The 18,169-nt window shown below is 54.6% G+C and carries 18 protein-coding genes; 14 read left to right on the top strand and 4 right to left on the bottom strand.

Annotated elements, in window-relative coordinates:
* The first annotated feature begins 6 nt into the window (after positions 1-6).
* The 9 genes from JYE50_RS09655 to JYE50_RS09615 all read left to right on the top strand — a co-directional run bounded on the left by JYE50_RS09655 (position 7) and on the right by JYE50_RS09615 (position 11,818).
* Positions 7-282 carry a hypothetical protein gene (locus JYE50_RS09655; RefSeq protein WP_084095327.1) on the top strand — a complete coding sequence of 92 codons (276 nt, stop codon included), beginning with the start codon at positions 7-9 and terminating at the stop codon, positions 280-282.
* A gap of 174 nt (positions 283-456) precedes the next feature.
* Positions 457-933, top strand: coding sequence for an RNA polymerase sigma factor (locus JYE50_RS09650; protein WP_084095326.1), 477 nt, complete (start codon positions 457-459; stop codon positions 931-933).
* Entirely contained in the window at positions 930-3,446 is a 2,517-nt protein-coding gene (locus tag JYE50_RS09645) for a leucine-rich repeat domain-containing protein (RefSeq protein ID WP_084095325.1), read from the top strand. The genes JYE50_RS09650 and JYE50_RS09645 overlap by 4 nt, the downstream gene beginning before the upstream one ends.
* A 154-nt stretch (positions 3,447-3,600) precedes the next feature.
* Positions 3,601-5,286, top strand: coding sequence for a VanW family protein (locus JYE50_RS09640; protein WP_084095324.1), 1,686 nt, complete (start codon positions 3,601-3,603; stop codon positions 5,284-5,286).
* A gap of 141 nt (positions 5,287-5,427) precedes the next feature.
* Positions 5,428-5,913 carry an RNA polymerase sigma factor gene (locus JYE50_RS09635; RefSeq protein ID WP_179138275.1) on the top strand — a complete coding sequence of 162 codons (486 nt, stop codon included), beginning with the start codon at positions 5,428-5,430 and terminating at the stop codon, positions 5,911-5,913.
* Complete coding sequence (locus JYE50_RS09630) at positions 5,900-10,219, top strand: leucine-rich repeat domain-containing protein (RefSeq protein WP_084095322.1); 4,320 nt, start codon at positions 5,900-5,902, stop codon at positions 10,217-10,219. The genes JYE50_RS09635 and JYE50_RS09630 overlap by 14 nt, the downstream gene beginning before the upstream one ends.
* 115 nt (positions 10,220-10,334) lie before the next feature.
* Positions 10,335-10,904, top strand: coding sequence for an HD domain-containing protein (locus tag JYE50_RS09625; RefSeq protein ID WP_283399175.1), 570 nt, complete (start codon positions 10,335-10,337; stop codon positions 10,902-10,904).
* Positions 10,905-10,909: 5 nt separating this feature from the next.
* The gene (locus JYE50_RS09620) at positions 10,910-11,458 is read left to right on the top strand and encodes a M48 family metallopeptidase (protein WP_084095593.1); all 549 of its coding nucleotides are present in this window, start codon (positions 10,910-10,912) and stop codon (positions 11,456-11,458) included.
* 114 nt (positions 11,459-11,572) lie between these two features.
* The gene (locus JYE50_RS09615) at positions 11,573-11,818 is read left to right on the top strand and encodes a hypothetical protein (protein ID WP_084095321.1); all 246 of its coding nucleotides are present in this window, start codon (positions 11,573-11,575) and stop codon (positions 11,816-11,818) included.
* Between the two features lie 11 nt (positions 11,819-11,829).
* Here the strand turns inward: JYE50_RS09615 and JYE50_RS09610 are convergent, their stop codons facing one another.
* On the bottom strand, positions 11,830-12,384 hold the full coding sequence (locus JYE50_RS09610; protein ID WP_084095320.1) for an SLOG family protein: 555 nt from the start codon (positions 12,382-12,384) through the stop codon (positions 11,830-11,832).
* A gap of 108 nt (positions 12,385-12,492) precedes the next feature.
* On the opposite strand from JYE50_RS09610, the gene JYE50_RS09605 reads away from it, so the two are divergent.
* Both JYE50_RS09605 and JYE50_RS09600 read left to right on the top strand, forming a co-directional pair.
* Positions 12,493-12,936: an acyl-CoA thioesterase gene (locus JYE50_RS09605; RefSeq protein WP_084095319.1), complete on the top strand. Its 444-nt coding sequence runs from the start codon at positions 12,493-12,495 to the stop codon at positions 12,934-12,936.
* 19 nt (positions 12,937-12,955) lie between these two features.
* On the top strand, positions 12,956-13,657 hold the full coding sequence (locus tag JYE50_RS09600; RefSeq protein WP_084095318.1) for a hypothetical protein: 702 nt from the start codon (positions 12,956-12,958) through the stop codon (positions 13,655-13,657).
* Between the two features lie 62 nt (positions 13,658-13,719).
* Here the strand turns inward: JYE50_RS09600 and JYE50_RS09595 are convergent, their stop codons facing one another.
* The 3 genes from JYE50_RS09595 to JYE50_RS09585 are packed head-to-tail and all read right to left on the bottom strand — an operon-like array spanning position 13,720 to position 15,661.
* Complete coding sequence (locus tag JYE50_RS09595) at positions 13,720-14,868, bottom strand: aldo/keto reductase (RefSeq protein WP_283399174.1); 1,149 nt, start codon at positions 14,866-14,868, stop codon at positions 13,720-13,722.
* A gap of 59 nt (positions 14,869-14,927) precedes the next feature.
* Positions 14,928-15,356, bottom strand: coding sequence for a hypothetical protein (locus JYE50_RS09590; protein ID WP_084095317.1), 429 nt, complete (start codon positions 15,354-15,356; stop codon positions 14,928-14,930).
* Complete coding sequence (locus tag JYE50_RS09585) at positions 15,353-15,661, bottom strand: hypothetical protein (protein ID WP_084095316.1); 309 nt, start codon at positions 15,659-15,661, stop codon at positions 15,353-15,355. The genes JYE50_RS09590 and JYE50_RS09585 overlap by 4 nt, the downstream gene beginning before the upstream one ends.
* Positions 15,662-15,814: 153 nt before the next feature.
* Between JYE50_RS09585 and JYE50_RS09580 the strand changes: the two genes are divergently transcribed.
* Genes JYE50_RS09580 through yidC form a run of 3 tightly spaced genes read left to right on the top strand, consistent with a single transcriptional unit; the run spans position 15,815 to position 18,163 of the window.
* On the top strand, positions 15,815-15,952 hold the full coding sequence (locus tag JYE50_RS09580) for a hypothetical protein (protein ID WP_179138274.1): 138 nt from the start codon (positions 15,815-15,817) through the stop codon (positions 15,950-15,952).
* 29 nt (positions 15,953-15,981) lie between these two features.
* Positions 15,982-16,233 (top strand): hypothetical protein, encoded by a 252-nt coding sequence (locus tag JYE50_RS09575; protein WP_084095315.1) that lies wholly within the window; start codon positions 15,982-15,984, stop codon positions 16,231-16,233.
* Between the two features lie 22 nt (positions 16,234-16,255).
* The gene (gene yidC / locus JYE50_RS09570; RefSeq protein WP_084095314.1) at positions 16,256-18,163 is read left to right on the top strand and encodes a membrane protein insertase YidC; all 1,908 of its coding nucleotides are present in this window, start codon (positions 16,256-16,258) and stop codon (positions 18,161-18,163) included.
* Positions 18,164-18,169 lie beyond the last annotated feature (6 nt).

Raw genomic sequence — 18,169 nt, 5'->3', positions numbered from 1 at the left:
AGACGAATGAAAAAAGGAAAGGATTTCCGGATGCCCGCGATCGCGTGCGCGCTGATTATTGTGATGTGCATCGGCTTTGTGGTATCGTACGGCCTGCTGGGAAACAGCATTCTGGGAAACCTCCATACAGCACAGGCTGCTGAAAACGTGCTGACAGAAGCAGCGGAAACGGAGATGGCGACGGAGGCTGCGGAGACGCTGACAGCCGGAGCGGAAAGAATTGCCTCCGATACCGCGGCAGAGATTGCGGATAACGGGACGGCAACCGGGAACAACCGGTAGAGACCGGAAGGGAAAAACCGTCGGGAGCATGAAAAATATGGGGATTTTATACAGCTGCGCTTTCATCGCGGCTGTTTTTTTTGTATAATTTTTTATAAATTCAAACACTTCGTGAACCAAAGGCACTGTCGGAAAGTCTAATAGGTGTAAACCAAAGGACAGGGAGGAACCTTAATGACAGGTGAAGCTTTCGGTCAGGTCATGACCGAAATGACGGAGACGCTGTACAGGATAACCTGCAGCCAGCTGTCTTCTGAAGCGGACAGGGAGGATGCCGTTCAGGAAGCCCTGCGGAGAGCCTGGGAAAAGCGCGCGTTTCTCAGGAACGAATCCTACATCCGCACCTGGATCATCCGGATCCTGCTGAATGTTTGCCATGACATCCGCCGTGAAAAAAAGCGGATGATTCCGACAGAGGAGTTTCCGGAGGCGGCAGCGCCTTCCGCGTATGATTCCATTGACCTGAAGGAGTGCCTGCTTCAGCTGGAGGAAAGAGACCGGATGCCGATCCTGCTGTATTACATCGAAGGATACGATGTAAAAGAGGTCGCTTCGATCCTGCGGATCCCGCAGGGAACCGTGAAATCGAGGCTGAACCGCGGACGCAGCAAGCTGAAAGAGATTTGCAGGGAGGAAGTGTTTGAATCATGAAAAAGGCAGAAGATTTCCGGAAAGCGTTCGGACCTGCGGACGCCGGATTCCGGACTGTTATGCAGAAAACCATTGAAGGACTGAAAGCGGAAGAAGAGAAGAAAAAGGCAGCCCGGGACTTCCGGCGGTTCCGTGTGCCCGCGCTGGCGGCGGCCATGGCTGTTGTGCTGATCGTGGGTATCGCTGTACGGGGCGGCTTCCATGGCCTGATCAACCGGCCGGATGAGATTGCGCCCAATGACATTCAGTATACCGCGCAGCCCATTGAAACAACCCTGGCGCAGGGAACGGAACAGAACGGTACAGCAACCGCAGCGCCTGATGAAAATGAAACTGATCATGCCCTGATCCAACGGGTGGTGGACTTTGCCGAACGCTGGAACAGCAGGGAAGAACGGACTGATGAAGACCTGGACGAGATGCTGAAGCTGTGCTCCGCAGAATGGAAAGAGAAAGCCGGGAATGCGCGGGAAGCCCTGGATGAAATCCTGGGGGACACAATCTGTGCCGGATTCGGGGACGGAAATGAAATATCCGGAAGCGCGGGAGACCCGGTGCGGACACTGACCTGTGAGAACATACTTCTTGCGGTGGGAAACAAGACATACGATAAATTCAGGATGGAGTTTGACCTGTGCCTCGGAAAGGACGGACTCCGGTACATCAATCCTGAAAGCATCCGGAGGACAATGCCGCAGATTTCAACAGATCCGCAGGACATCATTAACGACAAGCTGGAGGAAACATGGCCGGGGATCACAAAGGAACTGGTTCCGGTCAACCTCAGCTGTGAAAAACAGGGAGTGCGGATGGAACTGATCTCCGCTGTTGTGAACCGGTTTGAGGTTTATTATGTCTGGTCTCTCCAGGATCTGGAGGGAGACCGGGTCAACAGCGCCAGTTCCAATAAAATCAGTGAGATATACAATTATGAGACATATTCCGCGCAGGATACGGTTGACCTGCTTTATGAAGAGGCGGAGCATAAGTATACCTATGGAACGAAGCGCATGTATGACCAGGCGCTTCCGACGGATGACGATGTCTTTATGATGGGCATGGAAGACATGCCGGTCCGGCACAGGGTGACAGCGGATATGGTTCCTTACCTGAAGGAGTATGGAAAGACGGAGAAGGGTATCGAACTGACGAGCCCGCTCGACACCTACTGCTGGTACGGTCAGGATGTGGAAGAGGATAAGACCTGGAAGGTGCTGGATTATACGCATCCCCTGGATATCGCCCTGGATGAAGATATCACCCTGACCGGAATCGGCTGGATCGGCGATGAACTGCATGCCCAGATCCATTTCACCGGTAACAGGGGCATGATTTCGGAACGCGGCTATGAAGGCATACGCTTTGAAACCTGGCTGGGCGACTACGGTATCCGGACGGATGAGGAAGGCGAGTATACCGGGTATGAGCTTGCCATGCTGGCCTGGGATGATACCGGCGACGGCCTGCCGGACTGGGTGGAATATGTGATGACCGGCACTCCGGAGGATGCTGACCGGACGCTGTTTGAAGTCGAACTGGAGACCTTCGAGTCGTTTGTGGAAGACACCTGGAAGATTGAGGTTCCGTTCGGGCTCCTGCGGCAGGATGCCGAAAACAGCGGTGAAACCGAATATGAAGAAAACGGCCTGCGGTACGCACTGAACGCCGACGGTACGGCGACAGTTCTTCCCGGCGCGGATAACAAACAGATGGACGAGATCGTCATTCCGGCGGGCGTAAACAACAGCTACAGGGTGACGGAAATCGGAGAAGGCGCCTTTGAGGACTGTACGGAACTGAAATCAATCACAATGCCCGATCACCTGACCCATATCGGGAACCGGGCATTCCGCGGCTGTACGGCGCTGAAATCGGTCACAATGCCGGGAAGCCTGTTCTCGATCGGGGAATCCGCTTTTGAAGGCTGCACGGACCTGACGGATATCCTTTTCCGGGAGGAAAATGACAGCGGATTCATCAACATTGGCAGGAAAGCGTTCAGCGGCTGCAACAGCCTGATTTCCGTATGGCTGCCAAAGAATATAACATGCGGGGAAGCTGTCTTTGCTGACTGTGAGAACCTGGATTCTGTTATCCTTCCGTATATGGCGACCGGCGTAACGGAGAATATGTTCTCCGGCTGTGTGAACCTGACCTCTGTTTCCATGGCGGATGGAATGACGTACATCGGCAAAGGCGCGTTCAGCGGCTGCAGAAAGCTGCACGAAATGGTCATTCCGGAAAAGATGATGTATATCGCGGAGGAAGCTTTCAAGGGCTGCGAGAGCCTGGACAGCCTTGTGATCCCTGAAACAACATGGGGGATAGAGGACAGGGCTTTCGAGGGCTGCACCGGCATAAAGACCATTACCGTACAGACGAAGGAGCTTGAAATCGGTGAGGACGTCTGGAAAGGCTGCGATGGAAAGAATATCAATGTGATGGTGGATGACGAAACGAAGAGCCTGGCGGACTGGTATAAGGAAGCCAGGGAAAAAACGGAAGAAACCTGACGGTTTTCCCGGCATAACGGGATTTGACGCAATGATCCGGTTGTGATATACAGAACCGGATCATTTTTTATGCCGGAGCCCGGGCAGAAGTGAAACAGATGAAGGGCCCGGATCGTTTATTATCACGAAGAGAACGAAGAAGGGAGGCAGGCCTGTGGCAAACGGAAACAACCGGGATCCGTACCGCCGGGAAACGGTGAACCCGGCATGGAACGGAATGCGGGGGCCGGCCTCCAGACCCGAAAGGGGATATATCCCGCAGGATAACCGCCGGCAGGTTCCGCCGGGCAATTACCGGGGACAGGTTTCCCGGCAGACGCCGGCGGGATACGGCTATGTTCCTGATCCGCGGCAGCAATACAACCAGGGTATGGGAGCGGGAAACCGGACACCCCGGCCGCCAAAAAAACAGAAGAAGGGCAGTACGGTAGTGATTGCCGCGGTTCTGATCATCCTGCTGGCGGTGATCGGCGCGGGCCTGCTTCAGTCTGTCAGTCACCGGAACAGTGAACAGCAGTCCCGGGATACGATCCTGGCGAAAATTGAACCCTATAACGAAAAGTTCTGCCCCGGGGTGTATGTGGACGGGATCGACCTGGGCGGCATGACCGCGGACGAGGCGCGGGAGGCGGTGAACTCCAGGATCCGGCAGGTCTACGGCACATGGAAGGTACAGCTGACCTGGAACGGTACGGTGTACGGAGAAATAGACGCGGACATGCTGGGCTTCAACGTGGACACGGAGAGTGTGCTGTATGAAGCGGCACAGCTGGGGCATACCGGCGACGCGGAAACGCGATACGAGGAAATGCTGCGCCTGGAAAAGGAACCGTACCAGGCCTATACAGCGAAACCGGACGGAAACCTGCGCGTGATTGATGAGAAACTGGCACAGATCAAGGTGCAGATCGACAAACCGGCTGTGGACGCCAGGGCGGTCAGCTTTAATCCGCGCAACCCGGACAACCCTTTCACCTTTGAGGAGGAACAGTACGGGTGGAGCCTGGACACGGAAGAGGTCCGGAAGGAAATCTGGCGGAGGGCTTCGGCGCTGGAAAGCGGAACGGTGGAACTGACGCCGAAGAAAATCACACCGTCTGTTCTGCTGGAGAACGTGAAGAAAAACTATACGCGCCGGGGAGAAGCGGTGACGGATATCCGGTATGACGAGGACCGGAACAAAAATATCGAACTGGCTTTTGAGTATATCAACAGCAACGGCAGTATCCTGAAACCGGGGGAGACTTTCAGCTTCAACGACGTGGTCGGCAGGCGGACCCAGGAAAGGGGATTCTATCCGGCCATCGAGTATGTGTACGGGGAAAAGGAAACCGGCTTCGGCGGAGGCGTCTGCCAGGCCAGCACCACGCTGTACCAGGCAGCGGTCCGGTCGGGACTGACGATTGTTGAAAGGAAGCAGCATTCCGAACGGGTAAACTACACGCAGCCTGGAAAGGACGCGACAGTCTACCTGTCCGAATACCGGGGTGGAAAAAAGATAGACCTGAAGCTCAGGAATGATACGGACGGACCGGTTTACATCTGTACCGAGGTCACAAGGAAACCGGGATCCAAAAACAAGAAACAGATGATCGCCCGGGTGGTGATCTACGGAAAGGATCCGGGCGGCGTGACATGGGACATCGTGACGGAGGAACAGGAAATCCTCTGTGTCGCGACGCCGGTTCCTGTTATGGACAAACAGGAAGCGGCACCGGCAGAGAACGGCTGCATTGTGGACAGTTACCGGGTGGAGTATACCAACGGGGTTGAAACAAACCGGGTAAAGCTGGGCCGTGATGAGTACAAGCCCAAACCGGCCCGTGTCTATGAACCGTAAGGCGCGGAAGAACAGCAATTGACGCGGCGATCCGGCTGTGATATACAGAACCGGATCGTTTTTTTCTTTCCCCAAAAGCAAAAAGCCCTCTTTGGTGTGTCTGTTATACAGATCGATCGAAACGGACGGAGGATGCGCAGAATGGATCAGGAAAGGCATTTCCTGGATACGGTGCGGAAAAACCGGGACAGGATGTACCGGGTGGCGATGAGCTATCTGCATACCGGAGCGGACGCGGAAGACGCGGTTTCCGCCGCGGTGGAAGCAGCCTGGACACATTTTTGGAAGCTGAGAAACCCGGACGCCCTGGGACCTTATCTGATCCGCTGTGTGATCAACGCTTCCAAAAACGAGCTGCGAAGAAGGAAACGGCTCGTTCCGCTGGATTCCGTGCAGGAAAGCCTGATCACGGACAAAACCGGAGACCTGCTGTTTGAGTACATCTGCGGACTGGAGGATAAATACCGGATCCCGCTGATTCTCAGGATGCAGGAACGGATGACTGAAAAGGAAATCGCCGAAGTGCTCCGGGTTCCGCGGGGAACCGTTTCCACCCGTATCAGCCGCGCACTGAACGAGCTGAAGAAACAGATGGCAAAGGAGGGAATTGTATATGCTGAAGAATGATATCGAAAGAACGCTGCAGGCACATAATCCGGATCCCTCGGAAGGCTTTGCGGAAATGATTGATGATAAAGTGTTCCACCTGATGGCGGAACGACAGGAGCAGAAAGCTGCCCGGAAGAAAAAACGGCTCCGGCTGGTCCCTGTGACCGCGGCGGCGCTGGTAGTGGTGATGTGCGTCGGGATGCTGGCCGCGAACGGCCATTTCGGGCTGATCAACCGGCCGGATGAGATCCGGCCCGGCGAAGGCAGGTATACCGTACAGCCTATTGAGACGGTCCTGGCGCAGGGAACAGTGACCGTTCCGGGAGAAACGGACGGGACAGAAAATCCCGCGGTATTGGTGGAAGAGAACGAAAGTGATGTGATCGACCGGGGATACAGTTTTATACAGCACTGGAACGGGGAAAGCATATGGGATGATGCCGACCTGGAAGCTATGCTGGATCTGTGCACACCTGAATGGAAGGAAAAAGCAGGGGATACCATTGAAGCCCTGAAAGAAATCCTTGGCAATACTTCGTATAACGGAATGCAGGGATATATCTCGCTTTCGGGAGAATCGGGTGATCCGGTCCGGACGATGACCATGCAGGGACATGGAAAATGGGTCCAGACCAAGCTCAGTTTTGATCTGAAGCTTGAAGCTGACGGATTTCGGTATATCGATCCGGAAAGCGTTCAGATCACAGTTCCGGAAGAACCCAAACTGCATTCTTTAGTTGAAATGAAGCTGGAAGATCTTGACGCGGAACTGAAAAACCACTGGCCGGGAATTACGGAAGAACTGATCCCGATGAACCTCAGCTGCGAAAGCCAGGGGTTCCGCGTGGAAGTGATTTCCGCACTGGTGAAAGGACGTGAAGCCTGGTTTGTCTGTTCAGTACAGGACCTGAAAGAAGAAGAACGGGATTTTGACCGTGATGTGTTCGGGTACTCTTTCCAGGTACAGACAGATATCACTGATCAAATGGAAGAAGTGACCGGTAATACTTTTGGCTATGACAAGGAGGAACACAAACAATTTTTCCTTGCACATCAGGAATATGATGAACCGATCACATCGAAGAACCGCAATATTACACTCAATGTAAAGGACATTATTATTATCGGAACCAGGAGAACAGAACTGACTCCGCTGATTGAGAAATATGGGAAAACGGTGGACGGAATTGAACCACCGGAAATGTACCCTGATGAAAGGGACACGAAAAAGAGAAATGTACTGGACTATCGTAATCCGCTTGATATTCAGATTGAGAAAGGCGTTTACCTGACCGGAATCGGCTGGATCGATGACGAACTGCATGTTCAGGTTCGCTTTACATACTCATCCCGCGGAGGGAGATTCCCGGTACTTTTCATGAATAACCTTAACGCATGGGGAGCGGAAGATTATGATCCCAAGTTCAGCGGATCAATGTGGACGGAAGAATCGGGACAAGCGGAAAACTGGCAGGCGGAAGTCTGGTATGAATATTTCTCACCTCTGAAACAGGAGGATGTAGAGTATGTAAGGCCGGCGCTTGAGATTGATACAGAATTGGAGACGGTTGAAGGAGACTGGAATATCCAGATCCCGCTGGACCGGCTCATGGTCGGCGGCAGCCAGGATGATGTTGAATCCATCGGAACGGACAATCCGGAAGAAACCGAAGCTGCATCCGGTGTGGAATCAGCGGATATCAACGCACTGCTTGAGCAGGAATGGCCGGGCATTACGGAAGAACTGGTTCCGGTGAATCTCAGCTGTGAAAAACAGGGAATCCGGATTGACGTGCTGTCCGCACTGGCAAAAGATAAAGGAGCCTGGATCGTGTATACGCTGCAGGATCTGGAAGAAGACCGGACACCCAGACAGGACATATACCAGTATGTGCCTTCTGTTTTTACGGATTTCGATCATGGCGCGCATTACGTGGCATCTCGGTATCTCCTGTATGATGAAACAACCCGCAAATCTTTCATGGCAGCATACATACAATACTATGACACGATTCAGCCGGACAGCCGTTATGTATCGATCATGATCAATCATATCAACATAATCGGGGAAACGAAAACCGATCTGGCCCCCCTGATCGAACAATATGGCAAAACAGCTGAAGGAACAGAACCGCCGGAGCTGCTGTACACCTCGCCGGTTGATCTGAAAAAGAATGTGCTGGACTTTCATAACCCGCTGGATATTCCGGTTGATGAGGATGTAACCCTGACGGGGATCGGCTGGATCGACAATGAACTGCATGTACAGCTTCACATGACCGACAGGATAATCAGAGCCTTTGCGGCAAAGAGTGACGCAGGCAATTCCTATGTTGACGGAATACAATACTGCGAAACAGGGTTTGAAGAGGAAAGCTGGGATGAGGACGGCAACGGCCGCGGTGATTGGGCTGAGTTTATTTCAGAAGTGAAACCGGAAGAAAAAGATTCGGTGAAGGCGGAGATCAGGATCCAGAAATGTATAGAATCGGTGACGGATGACTGGGAAATCCAGATCCCGCTGAACCAGATTATGGCCGGCGGCAGCCAGGAAACTGATGAGTCTGCTGAAAACATTCCAGAACAAACTGCGGAGGCTCCTGAAGGCACAGGATCCGCATATGACACATATGATATGGAAAACCTCCATGAGAAGATGGAAAGCAAATGGCCGGAGATCCGGGAAGAACTGATCCCGGTGAATCTCAGCTGTGAGAAACAGGGGATCCGGGTTGAACTGCTTTCAGCACTGGTGCAGGACCGGGAAGCCTGGGTGATGTATACGGTGCAGGATCTGGACGGAGACCGGATTTCCGGACGCAGCATGGAGCAGTACAGGCCATATGCCGTGACGGTCATCAGCCAAAACCTGGATATGATGTCAGGCACGGTATTCACGGAATACGATGAAACAACACACAAAATGACGGTTGCAGAATATGTGCTGTATGATCAGCCAGTCGAGCCTTATAATGGCCCTGTAACGTTTGGGATAAAGAATATTACGATAAGCGGGCATACGGATACCGACCTGACTCCGCTGATCGGGCAATACGGGAAGACGGCTGAAGGAATTGAACCGCCGGAGATGCTCTTTACTGAACCGACAGACCTGAAGCGGAAAGTGCTGGATACCCATGATCCGCTGGATATCCAGATCGATGAAGGCGTTGTACTGACAGGCATCGGCGTGATTGACAATGAACTGCATATACAGCTTCAATATCCGGATAACAGGCTGATATGGTTCGCGGACAATACGAGATACCACAAGATGATCATGTCCTATGTAAGCTATAGCTTTGAGAACAGGGAGCATGATATCAATGAGCATTTCATGTCGGCATGCTGGGACGAAAATGGAGACGGCGTTGAAGACCGGGAGGAATATATCTCAAGACTGAAACAGGAAGACGCGGACAAAGCTGTAACGATACTTTGTGTTGAAAGGATTCTGGAATCGATAGAAGATAACTGGGAGATTCAGATCCCGCTGTGTTCTGTCCGGAAAGAAGGAAACCGGTTTGAATATGACGGACTGGTGTTCGGCGTGAAGGAGGACAATTCACTTACGGTAGTCAGCGATCCTTCCTATAAGCAGAGCACAAAGATTGTCATTCCGGAAACGGTATACGGGTTATATGTCAGGGAAATTGCGGAAGACGCGTTCAAAGACTGTACCAACCTGACTTCCGTGATCATGCTGGACTATGTGACTGAAATAGGGGATTACGCGTTCAGCGGCTGTGAAAACCTGGCATCCCTCATTCTTCCGAAGAAACTGGAAACCGTTGGGGAAGGCGCTTTTGAAGGATGCAAAGCACTGACATCCATTGACCTGCCGGACAATGTGATGACCATCGGAGGCTCCGCGTTCCGCGGCTGCAGCAGCCTGAAATCCGTTTCCATTCCGTATGGAGCGAAGTTTGAAGGAGGACATGTTTTCGCTGACTGTACGAGCCTGGTTTCGGTCACGCTGCCGGGCTGTATGGAAAACCTGGAGATTTATACATTCTCCGGCTGTGAAAACCTTGAGTGGGTCATCATCCGGGAAGGAACCAGGACCATCGGAAGAGGCGCTTTCCGGAACTGCGAAAAGCTGAAACTTGTTGAGATCCCGTACAGCGTATACTATATCAGCGACTATGCTTTCGAGAACTGCGGGAACCTGGAGAAGATTGAACTACCGGAAATAGTGAGCTACATCGGGAAGAACGCGTTCACCGGCTGCGAAAACCTGGTATGCGTTGTGTACGAAGGTTCCTACGCACAGCAATACTGCGAGGAAAACGGCATTCAATACGAAATCCGGCAGGCGGAATAACAGGACTTTTGACCGGGAGCCGGGGAGAAAACGCTTCTCCCCGGCTCCTCTTGTTGCGGGTTTTGTTCCGTGATATGATGAAACAAAAATGACGATCTGAGGACTGACTGAGCCTATGCGGAATATGATCGATGAAGCCATCAACTATATCCGGGAGCTGTTTGCGGAGAACGCGGACGGGCATGGATTTGAGCACGCCATGCGGGTATACCGCAACGCCCTGCTGATCGCGGAAACGGAGCCGGAAGCAGACCGGCTGGTTGTTTCCCTGGGCGCCCTGCTCCACGACGCGGATGACCACAAGCTGTTCAACACGGAAAACAACGCCAACGCCCGCCGTTTCCTGGAAGCACAGGGCGTGGACCGGGAAACGGCAGACCGGATCTGCGAGGCGGTGAATTCAGTCTCCTTCAGCAAGAACAGGGGAAAGCATCCGGAAACCGTTGAGGGACGGATCATCCAGGACGCGGACCGGCTGGATGCCATCGGGGCCATCGGCATTGCCCGGACGTTTGCCTACGGCGGAAAGCACAGCCGGACACCGGAAGACTCCATTGCCCATTTTCATGAAAAACTGCTCCTGCTGAAGGACCTGATGAATACGGAAAAGGCAAAGGAAATGGCGGAAAGCCGCCACGCGTTTATGGAACAGTTTCTGAAGGAATGGGAACAGGAAATCGGGTGAACAGGATGCAGACCTGGGAAGTGAAGGTGATCCGCTGCAGGCGGAAAACCATCGGGATCCGGATCGACGACGGGGGCGGGATCACCGTACGGGCGCCGCTGCGTACATCGGAGGCAGAGATCCGGCGGGTACTGGACAGCAAAAGAACGTGGATCGAAAAGACGCTGGAAAAGGTCAGCGCCCGGGCGCAGGTGCCGAAGCTTTCCGAAGGCGAACTGGAGGACCTGGTGAAGCTGGGACGGAAGGTTATCCCGGCCAGGGTGGCGGAATGGGCCCGGCAGGTCGGTGTGACCTATGGACGGGTCACCGTCAAAAAGCAGAAGACACTGTGGGGCAGCTGCTCCGCGAAGGGAAACCTGAATTTCAACTGCATGCTGCTGCGGTGCCCGGAAGACGTGATGGACTATGTGATCGTCCATGAACTGTGCCACCGGAGGGAACTGAATCACTCCCCGCGGTTCTGGGCGGAGGTGGAGCGGATCCTGCCGGAATACCGGAAGCCCCTGAAGTGGCTGAAAACCGAGGGACAGGCGCTGATCTCCCGGATGCCGTGAGGCTGGAACAGGGCAGAACGAAAGCCGCCGGGCATGAGCCCGGCGGTTGAGATGAAAACGGCTTTATGATAATATTTCATTTACAGGACTGAAAAGAAACCGGAGGACTGCGGGATGATCAAGGATATTCTTTCTGTATTCGGCGGCGCGTTGTGGCTGATCGTAAGGTTTATCCTGATCATCGCCCTGAGTGTCGCGGCTGTGTACTGCGTCGGCACGCTGGGCTTTTTTCCTTTCATCTGGGAAGGCCTGAAGCGCCTGGGGATTGCCGCGGCCTGCATCGGCCTTGTGGTCCTGCTGATCCGCAGCGGACGGGACAAGGACGATGAAGGCCCGATGCCGGACGATTTCCGTCCGTAAAGGGGAGATTGTCAGACCAGGTTCCGGAGACTGAAGCTGCTGGCGTTATAGACCTTCACCCCGTGATCCAGGGCGTATTTGACCGTATAGGCTGTGCCGGTGCGCGGCCGGTTGCAGTAACTGACACACCAGGCGGAACAGTCCACAAGCTTTCGGTCCCGCAGGAGAAAGACGTTTTTTTCATATTCGTTACGGACGTAGACCACCTTGTCGCTGCCAAGGAGGATCTTCTCCTCCCGGGCACGGAGCTTGTCTGTCCAGTCTTCGGTTTCCCGCCAGGCGGGATAAGGCAGGACAGAGATGATCTTGATCTGGTGTTCGTCATGGGCTTTCAGGTCCAGCAGGTATTCTGAGGCGAGCATATCAAAACCAACCGCCCCGCCCACGCCGAAGAAACGGACGTTCTTCTCCCGGATGAGCCGGAGGAGGATGTTCTTCGCCCGGATCATGATCTTTTTCTCTTCTCCCGGAGGGATCACCCGATGCCCGGTGAGACAGCAGGTCTGCGCTTCCTGTGAAAGATCCCTGTAGCGCTCCGCGTAAATATCCGTCATAACCCTCTTCATCCTTCTTTTTCTCCTTTTCATTATACGGGAGGCCCGGAAGGAAGAAAAGCGAACAAATAAAAATATCAGCGTTTCCAAAGGGAAACAACGGTATGGAGGAAACGAAAAATGGCAGAAAAAACAACGGCTGTCCAGATCGTGATGCCGCAGCACTGCAACGGCTATGCCAAACCCAGGCTTTTCGGCGGACAGATCATGGCGTGGATCGACGTGGTGGGCGCTGTGGCGGCCCGCCGCTATACCGGGCACGCGGTGACAACGGTGTGCATTGACAACCTGAACTTCCTGAAGCCGGCGTACCTGAACGACACGGTGGTGCAGGAGGCAACGGTGACCTGGACCGGACGAACCTCCCTGGAGGTCCGGGTGGACAGTATGGTGGAACGGCTGGACGGCAGCCGGGAACTGATCAACCGGGCTTATGTGGTTTTTGTGGCCCTGGATGAGCAGGACCAGCCCGCCGCGGTTCCCCCGTTCGTTCCGGAAACAACGGAGGAAAAACAGGAATACGCCGCGGCGGAGGAAAGACGCAGGATCCGCCTGCAGCGGTAAGCGGCACAAGGAGGTTTCCATGAAAAGAATCATTGCGCTGGCACTGGCCCTGGTGCTTTCCATCGGCTGTGCCGCGGCGGACAATAAAAACTTCAATATCCGGTTTTTTAAGGATAACGCTTCCTTCTTCCGGTTTATGGAGCCGGAGGGGGGAAACTCCGCCTTTATTGAAACCCTGGAGACGGCGGAACACCGCGCCTTCATGACTCCCTATGACAGCGAAACCTATTTCAGCACGGTGTATCCGGAGATCATGGTTTCGGACTATACAGCGGATGAGGCTGAGCATGCCGCCTTCCGGATCTGGATCCGTTACCGCGGTACGAAGCACCTGAATATCAGCACGGTTTCCTTCATCCTGGACGGGATGGAATACCGGTTCCTGGATGTGACCACGCCGGACTGGACCGCGACCAAGGAAGACGGAACAGCGGCGGAGGACGCCATGATCATGCTGGGCAAGGATATCAGCAACGCCACGTTCTTTGCGGGCCTGCTTGCCAAGGCGGTGGAATACGCCGGAACGAAGACGGCGGATCAGGAAACAGCCCTGCCGGAGATGACGATGATCCTTCACGGGGAGGAAGACGTGGAAGTTACCCTTCCGGCCGCATTCTGGGAGGAGACGGCGGCGTTCGCCATCGCGCTGGATTCGATCAACGGCTTCCAGTTCCTGACCAAATACTATACAGGGACGCCGTGTGAGATCCACGCCAACTGACAAGGGACAGATAAAACTACAGCAGCCGGGTTTGCCCGGCTGCTGATTCTTTTTGGCAGGTTTTATTTTTCCAGTTCGGCCTTGCACTTCCGGAGCAGGGTGATCACAGGCAGCCCCTGGGGACAGGCCCGCTCGCACCGCCCGCAGGAAACACAGTCGCTTGCCAGGCCGCGGCCGGCGGTTACGATGCTGTATTCCCGGATGGTGCGGAACTCGGGACTGCCTTTCCGGCGGTTGATCACGTTGAAGATCTCCGGGATGGGAATGTTCATCGGGCAGCCCTTGGTACAATAGTGGCAGGCGGTGCAGGGGATGGACTTGTCTTCATCCAGCGCTTTCCGGGCGAGGCTGATCAGTTCCATTTCCTTTTCGTCCAGCGGGCGGAAATCCTTCATGGTTTTCAGGTTGTCATCCATCTGGGCCAGGTTGCTCATACCGCTGAGCACGGCATGAACGCCCTCCAGCCCAGCAGCGAAGCGCAGGGCCCAGCTGGCATAGGAAACATCCGCGCCGTAAGCGTCAAACACCGCCCGCACTTCCGGAATGGGGTCGGCCAGGATGCCGCCCTTGACCGGCTCCATGATCATTACCGGAATCCCGCGCTCGCGGCAGATCTCCCAGTTACGGCGGGAGGCCACACCGGGGTTTTCCCAGTCAGCATAGTTGATCTGCAGCTGGACAAATTCCGTGTCCGGGTGGGCATCCAGCAGCCTTTCCAGCAGGGCGGGATCCGCGTGGAAGGAGAAGCCCCAGTGGCGGACCAGCCCTTTCTCCTTCAGGTCCTTTACAAAGTCCCAAAGGCGGTAGTCATCGTATTTCTGATGGGTGGAAACCTGGAGAGCGTGAAGCAGGTAGTAATCAAAGAAACCGGCGCCGGTGCGCTCCAGGCTGGTCCGGAATTCCTGCTTGGCGCTTTGTTCATCGGTCGCGCCGATGGTGGCGTGGATCTTGGTGGCCAGGGTATAGGTGTCCCGGGGATAACGATCCGCCACGGCGGCTTTGAAGGCTTTTTCGCTGTCGCCGCCGTCATAGACGTAGGCGGTGTCAAAATAGGTGCCGCCCGCGGCAATGAAACGGTCAGCCATTTCACAGACCTGGGGGATGTCGATGCTTCCGTCCGCGTTTTTCGGCAGGCGCATCAGGCCGAAGGCAAGACGGAGGGGATTGGGCCTGAATGGTTCCGGCATAATCGTATCCTTTCTTTCAGTCATTCAGTTGTGTTCATTCCTGCAAAACCATTATACCCGAAAACCGGAAAGAATCCACGCTTTTATTTTCTTTCACCGCATGATGCCAGGACCCGCTGAAGCAGATCCAGTGCCCTCCGGTGCAGTTTGTAAGCTCCGTTGAGACTGCGGTTCAGGGACATCGCGGTTTCCGGCCAGCCCTGACACTCCAGGTAACGAAGCTCCAGCAGGCGGATCATCTCCATGTCCGGCAGCCTTGAAATGAGAATGGCGGCTTCTGAAGAAGCCTGCGACAGTTCCGCTTCCAGGCGGGTAACTTCCTTTTCCTCGTCAGCGGCTTCCGCAAGCAGGGCCTGCATCCGGGTGGGATCGGGGGATGATTTTACGCGGACCTGGTTCAGGCCGGAAGATAACCGCACGGAGTATTTCTGCAGCATTTCGATCCGCATGAGCCGGATGCTGATCGCCTGCCGGATCTTTCCGGGCCTTTCAAGGCATTCACGGACAGTCATTCACGATCCCGCTCCTTCCGGAGCATCCTGAGCACCTTCTCACCGTCAAAATGGGTGAGCCGGCGGAATCTTTCCGAACGGAAGAAAGCCTCGGTTTCCGCCAGCTGCCTGCGGGCTTCAGAATCGGGCAGCCTGCTCAGGGCATGAAGGTGATCCGCAATGGCCTGGCGGATGACATCCTCAATGAGCCGCAGGCAGCCGTTATCGTCCGCCGCTTCCGCCTTTTCCCGGTTGTGTGACATGACGGTATGAATGGCTTCGGAAGCGGTGGGATCGGGATAATGTTCATGATTATAAATGTCCATTGTGTTTCCTCCTTTCGTCGGCATTACCATAGCGCCGGAAAAGGGAAAACACAGGGACACAGGCTGTCCATTCTGAAACGCCCGGGAACGGAAAAACGCGGTTCAGGGATCACCGGAAAGACGGAAACGGACTGTCGGGGGATCCAGAGAGTCATGAAAACAAAGGCGGCGGGCGGAACAGGACAGGCTGTGTCCGCCGGGAAGGAAAAAAACAGGGAGAAAACCGGAACAGGAAGAAAAAAGCGATGGTCAACAAGGGAAAATTTTGGTAAAATAGACGCAACAAATTGAATGATAACTGCCGAAAAGGAGCAATGACCATGAAAAAAGGAACGTCGCTTTTCCTGCTTGTGCTTTACTGCGTATTCTGTATGGTGATGACACCGAACCAGGCCAGCGCCTATATCGATCCCAGCACCACCACCTTTATCATCCAGGCGGCCATCGGCCTGGTGGTGGCGATTGCCGCGGGCGTATCCATTTACTGGCGCAAGGCCAAGAAGAAGATCAATAAAGTTGTAGGCAAGGAAGAAGCTTCGAAGGACGAAAGCGACGACCTGGAAGACCTTTGATCACGGATAAGAGAGAAGAAACATGCAATTAATCTGCGCGCCGCTTGGCTGGCTGATGAGGATCGCCTACAGCGTGACGGGCAACTACGGCCTGGCTGTGATCCTGTTTACCCTCATGACCAAGGTGGTCCTGCTGCCTGTATCCCTGTGGGTGCACGCGAACGGCATTAAAATGGTCCGCCTGGAACCGGCGGTCAACCGGCTGAAGGTCAAATATTTCGGCGACCCGGACAAGGTGGCCGATGAACAGGCCCTTCTGTATAAAAAAGCACATTACAGCCCCTTCGCCACCGTGATCCCGGTGGCGGTTCAGGTGATCCTGCTGATCGGCCTGGTCCAGATCATCTATCATCCGGACGTGTGGCTGCGGCAGCCGGACCTGAACACACGTTTCCTGGGCTTTGACCTTTCCGCGACGCCTTCCGCGGCCGGCGGCATTCACTTGCTGATCCCTGTGCTGGCAGGCCTGGCGGCAACAATCCTGAGCCTGTGCCAGAACCGGCTGAATCCGCTTCAGAAAAGCCAGGGCAAAGCGGCCCAGTTTTCCTCCATGGCGGTTTCCGTCGGCATCAGCCTGGTGCTGGGATTCACGGTGCCCGCCGGAGTGGGCTTCTACTGGATCTTCAGCAACCTGTTCACCATTCTGCAGCAGGTGGTGCTGAACAAAATACGGCCGCCGGAGAAGGAGATCGACTGGGCTGACCTGGAGAAATCCCGGCAGGAACTGGCTGCCTATACCAACACCGGCAGGGAAACCGTACGCAGCCGGGAGGATAAGCACCGGGAAAAAGCGGACTACAAGCGCTTTTTCTCCGTGGGGAACAAGCACCTGGTTTTCTATTCCGAGAGCAGCGGGTTCTATAAGTATTATGAGCGGATCATCGCCTATATCCTGGCAAACAGCAAACTGACCATACACTATGTGACCGGTGATCCCAACGACCAGATTTTTGAGATCGCGAAAAAGGAAACGAGGATCGTTCCGTACTATATCGGGCAGAAAAAGCTGATCACACTGTTCATGAAGCTGGAGGCGGACGTGATGGTTATGACCATGTCCGACCTGGGCAACTACCAGTACAAGCGCAGCTATTACAGCAAAAACATCAAATATGTTTACGTATTCCATTATCCGCTGAGCACCCATATGGTGCTGCATACCGGCGCCCTGCGCCACTATGACGCGATCCTGTGCGTCGGGGATTTCCAGTTTGAGGAGATTCGTCAGACAGAAAAGCTTTTCGGTGATCCGGAACAGGAGCTGATCGCCTGCGGATACGGCCAGTTGGAAAAGCTGTATGACGCGTACCGGGCAGCGCCGCGGACAGAGCGGGTTCGGCCGAAGGTGCTGATCGCTCCTTCCTGGCAGGCGGACAATATCCTGGACAGCTGCATAGACGACCTGCTGAAGGAGCTGCTGGGCAGGGGCTTTGATGTGACGGTGCGGCCGCATCCGGAATACGTGAAGCGCTACGGGGACCGGATGGATGCCATCGTGAAGCGGTATGAACATTATGAGGGCGGGGACCTGTTCTTCGAACTGGACTTTACCGGCAACACGTCCATCTTTGATTCGGATACGGTGATCAGCGACTGGTCCGGTACAGCCTACGAGTTTGTGATGGTCACAGAGCGGCCCTGTGTGTTTATCGATACGCCGCCGAAGATCAACAACCCGGACTATGAAAAGATCACCGTGGCTCCGCTGGAATTTACCCTGCGGGACCAGGTGGGTATCCGGGTGAACCCCGGGGAGATCCCCGGACTGGCGGAAAAGATCCGCGGGCTGCTGGAGGATGAGAGCTTCGGCGAAAGGATCAGGGGGATCAGGGAGAAAACAATCGCCAACTTCGGACGGAGCGGCGAAGTTGGCGGAAGGTATATAATTGACTCTGTAAAAGAAAAAGTTCAGACGAGAAAAAATGCATGATGAGAG

The organism is Aristaeella lactis, from assembly GCF_018118585.1.
GTDB classification, from domain to species: Bacteria; Bacillota; Clostridia; order Christensenellales; family Aristaeellaceae; genus Aristaeella; species Aristaeella lactis.
This window is presented reverse-complemented; position numbering and strand designations above follow the sequence as displayed.

Coding starts and splice junctions, on each gene's coding strand:
- JYE50_RS09655 (WP_084095327.1), top strand. CDS start 7: ATGAAAAAAGGAAAGGATTTCCGGATGCCCGCGATCGCGTGCGCGCTG.
- JYE50_RS09650 (WP_084095326.1), top strand. CDS start 457: ATGACAGGTGAAGCTTTCGGTCAGGTCATGACCGAAATGACGGAGACG.
- JYE50_RS09645 (WP_084095325.1), top strand. CDS start 930: ATGAAAAAGGCAGAAGATTTCCGGAAAGCGTTCGGACCTGCGGACGCC.
- JYE50_RS09635 (WP_179138275.1), top strand. CDS start 5,428: ATGGATCAGGAAAGGCATTTCCTGGATACGGTGCGGAAAAACCGGGAC.
- JYE50_RS09630 (WP_084095322.1), top strand. CDS start 5,900: ATGCTGAAGAATGATATCGAAAGAACGCTGCAGGCACATAATCCGGAT.
- JYE50_RS09625 (WP_283399175.1), top strand. CDS start 10,335: ATGCGGAATATGATCGATGAAGCCATCAACTATATCCGGGAGCTGTTT.
- JYE50_RS09620 (WP_084095593.1), top strand. CDS start 10,910: ATGCAGACCTGGGAAGTGAAGGTGATCCGCTGCAGGCGGAAAACCATC.
- JYE50_RS09615 (WP_084095321.1), top strand. CDS start 11,573: ATGATCAAGGATATTCTTTCTGTATTCGGCGGCGCGTTGTGGCTGATC.
- JYE50_RS09610 (WP_084095320.1), bottom strand. CDS start 12,384: ATGAAGAGGGTTATGACGGATATTTACGCGGAGCGCTACAGGGATCTT.
- JYE50_RS09605 (WP_084095319.1), top strand. CDS start 12,493: ATGGCAGAAAAAACAACGGCTGTCCAGATCGTGATGCCGCAGCACTGC.
- JYE50_RS09600 (WP_084095318.1), top strand. CDS start 12,956: ATGAAAAGAATCATTGCGCTGGCACTGGCCCTGGTGCTTTCCATCGGC.
- JYE50_RS09595 (WP_283399174.1), bottom strand. CDS start 14,868: ATGACTGAAAGAAAGGATACGATTATGCCGGAACCATTCAGGCCCAAT.
- JYE50_RS09590 (WP_084095317.1), bottom strand. CDS start 15,356: ATGACTGTCCGTGAATGCCTTGAAAGGCCCGGAAAGATCCGGCAGGCG.
- JYE50_RS09585 (WP_084095316.1), bottom strand. CDS start 15,661: ATGGACATTTATAATCATGAACATTATCCCGATCCCACCGCTTCCGAA.
- JYE50_RS09580 (WP_179138274.1), top strand. CDS start 15,815: ATGAAAACAAAGGCGGCGGGCGGAACAGGACAGGCTGTGTCCGCCGGG.
- JYE50_RS09575 (WP_084095315.1), top strand. CDS start 15,982: ATGAAAAAAGGAACGTCGCTTTTCCTGCTTGTGCTTTACTGCGTATTC.
- yidC (WP_084095314.1), top strand. CDS start 16,256: ATGCAATTAATCTGCGCGCCGCTTGGCTGGCTGATGAGGATCGCCTAC.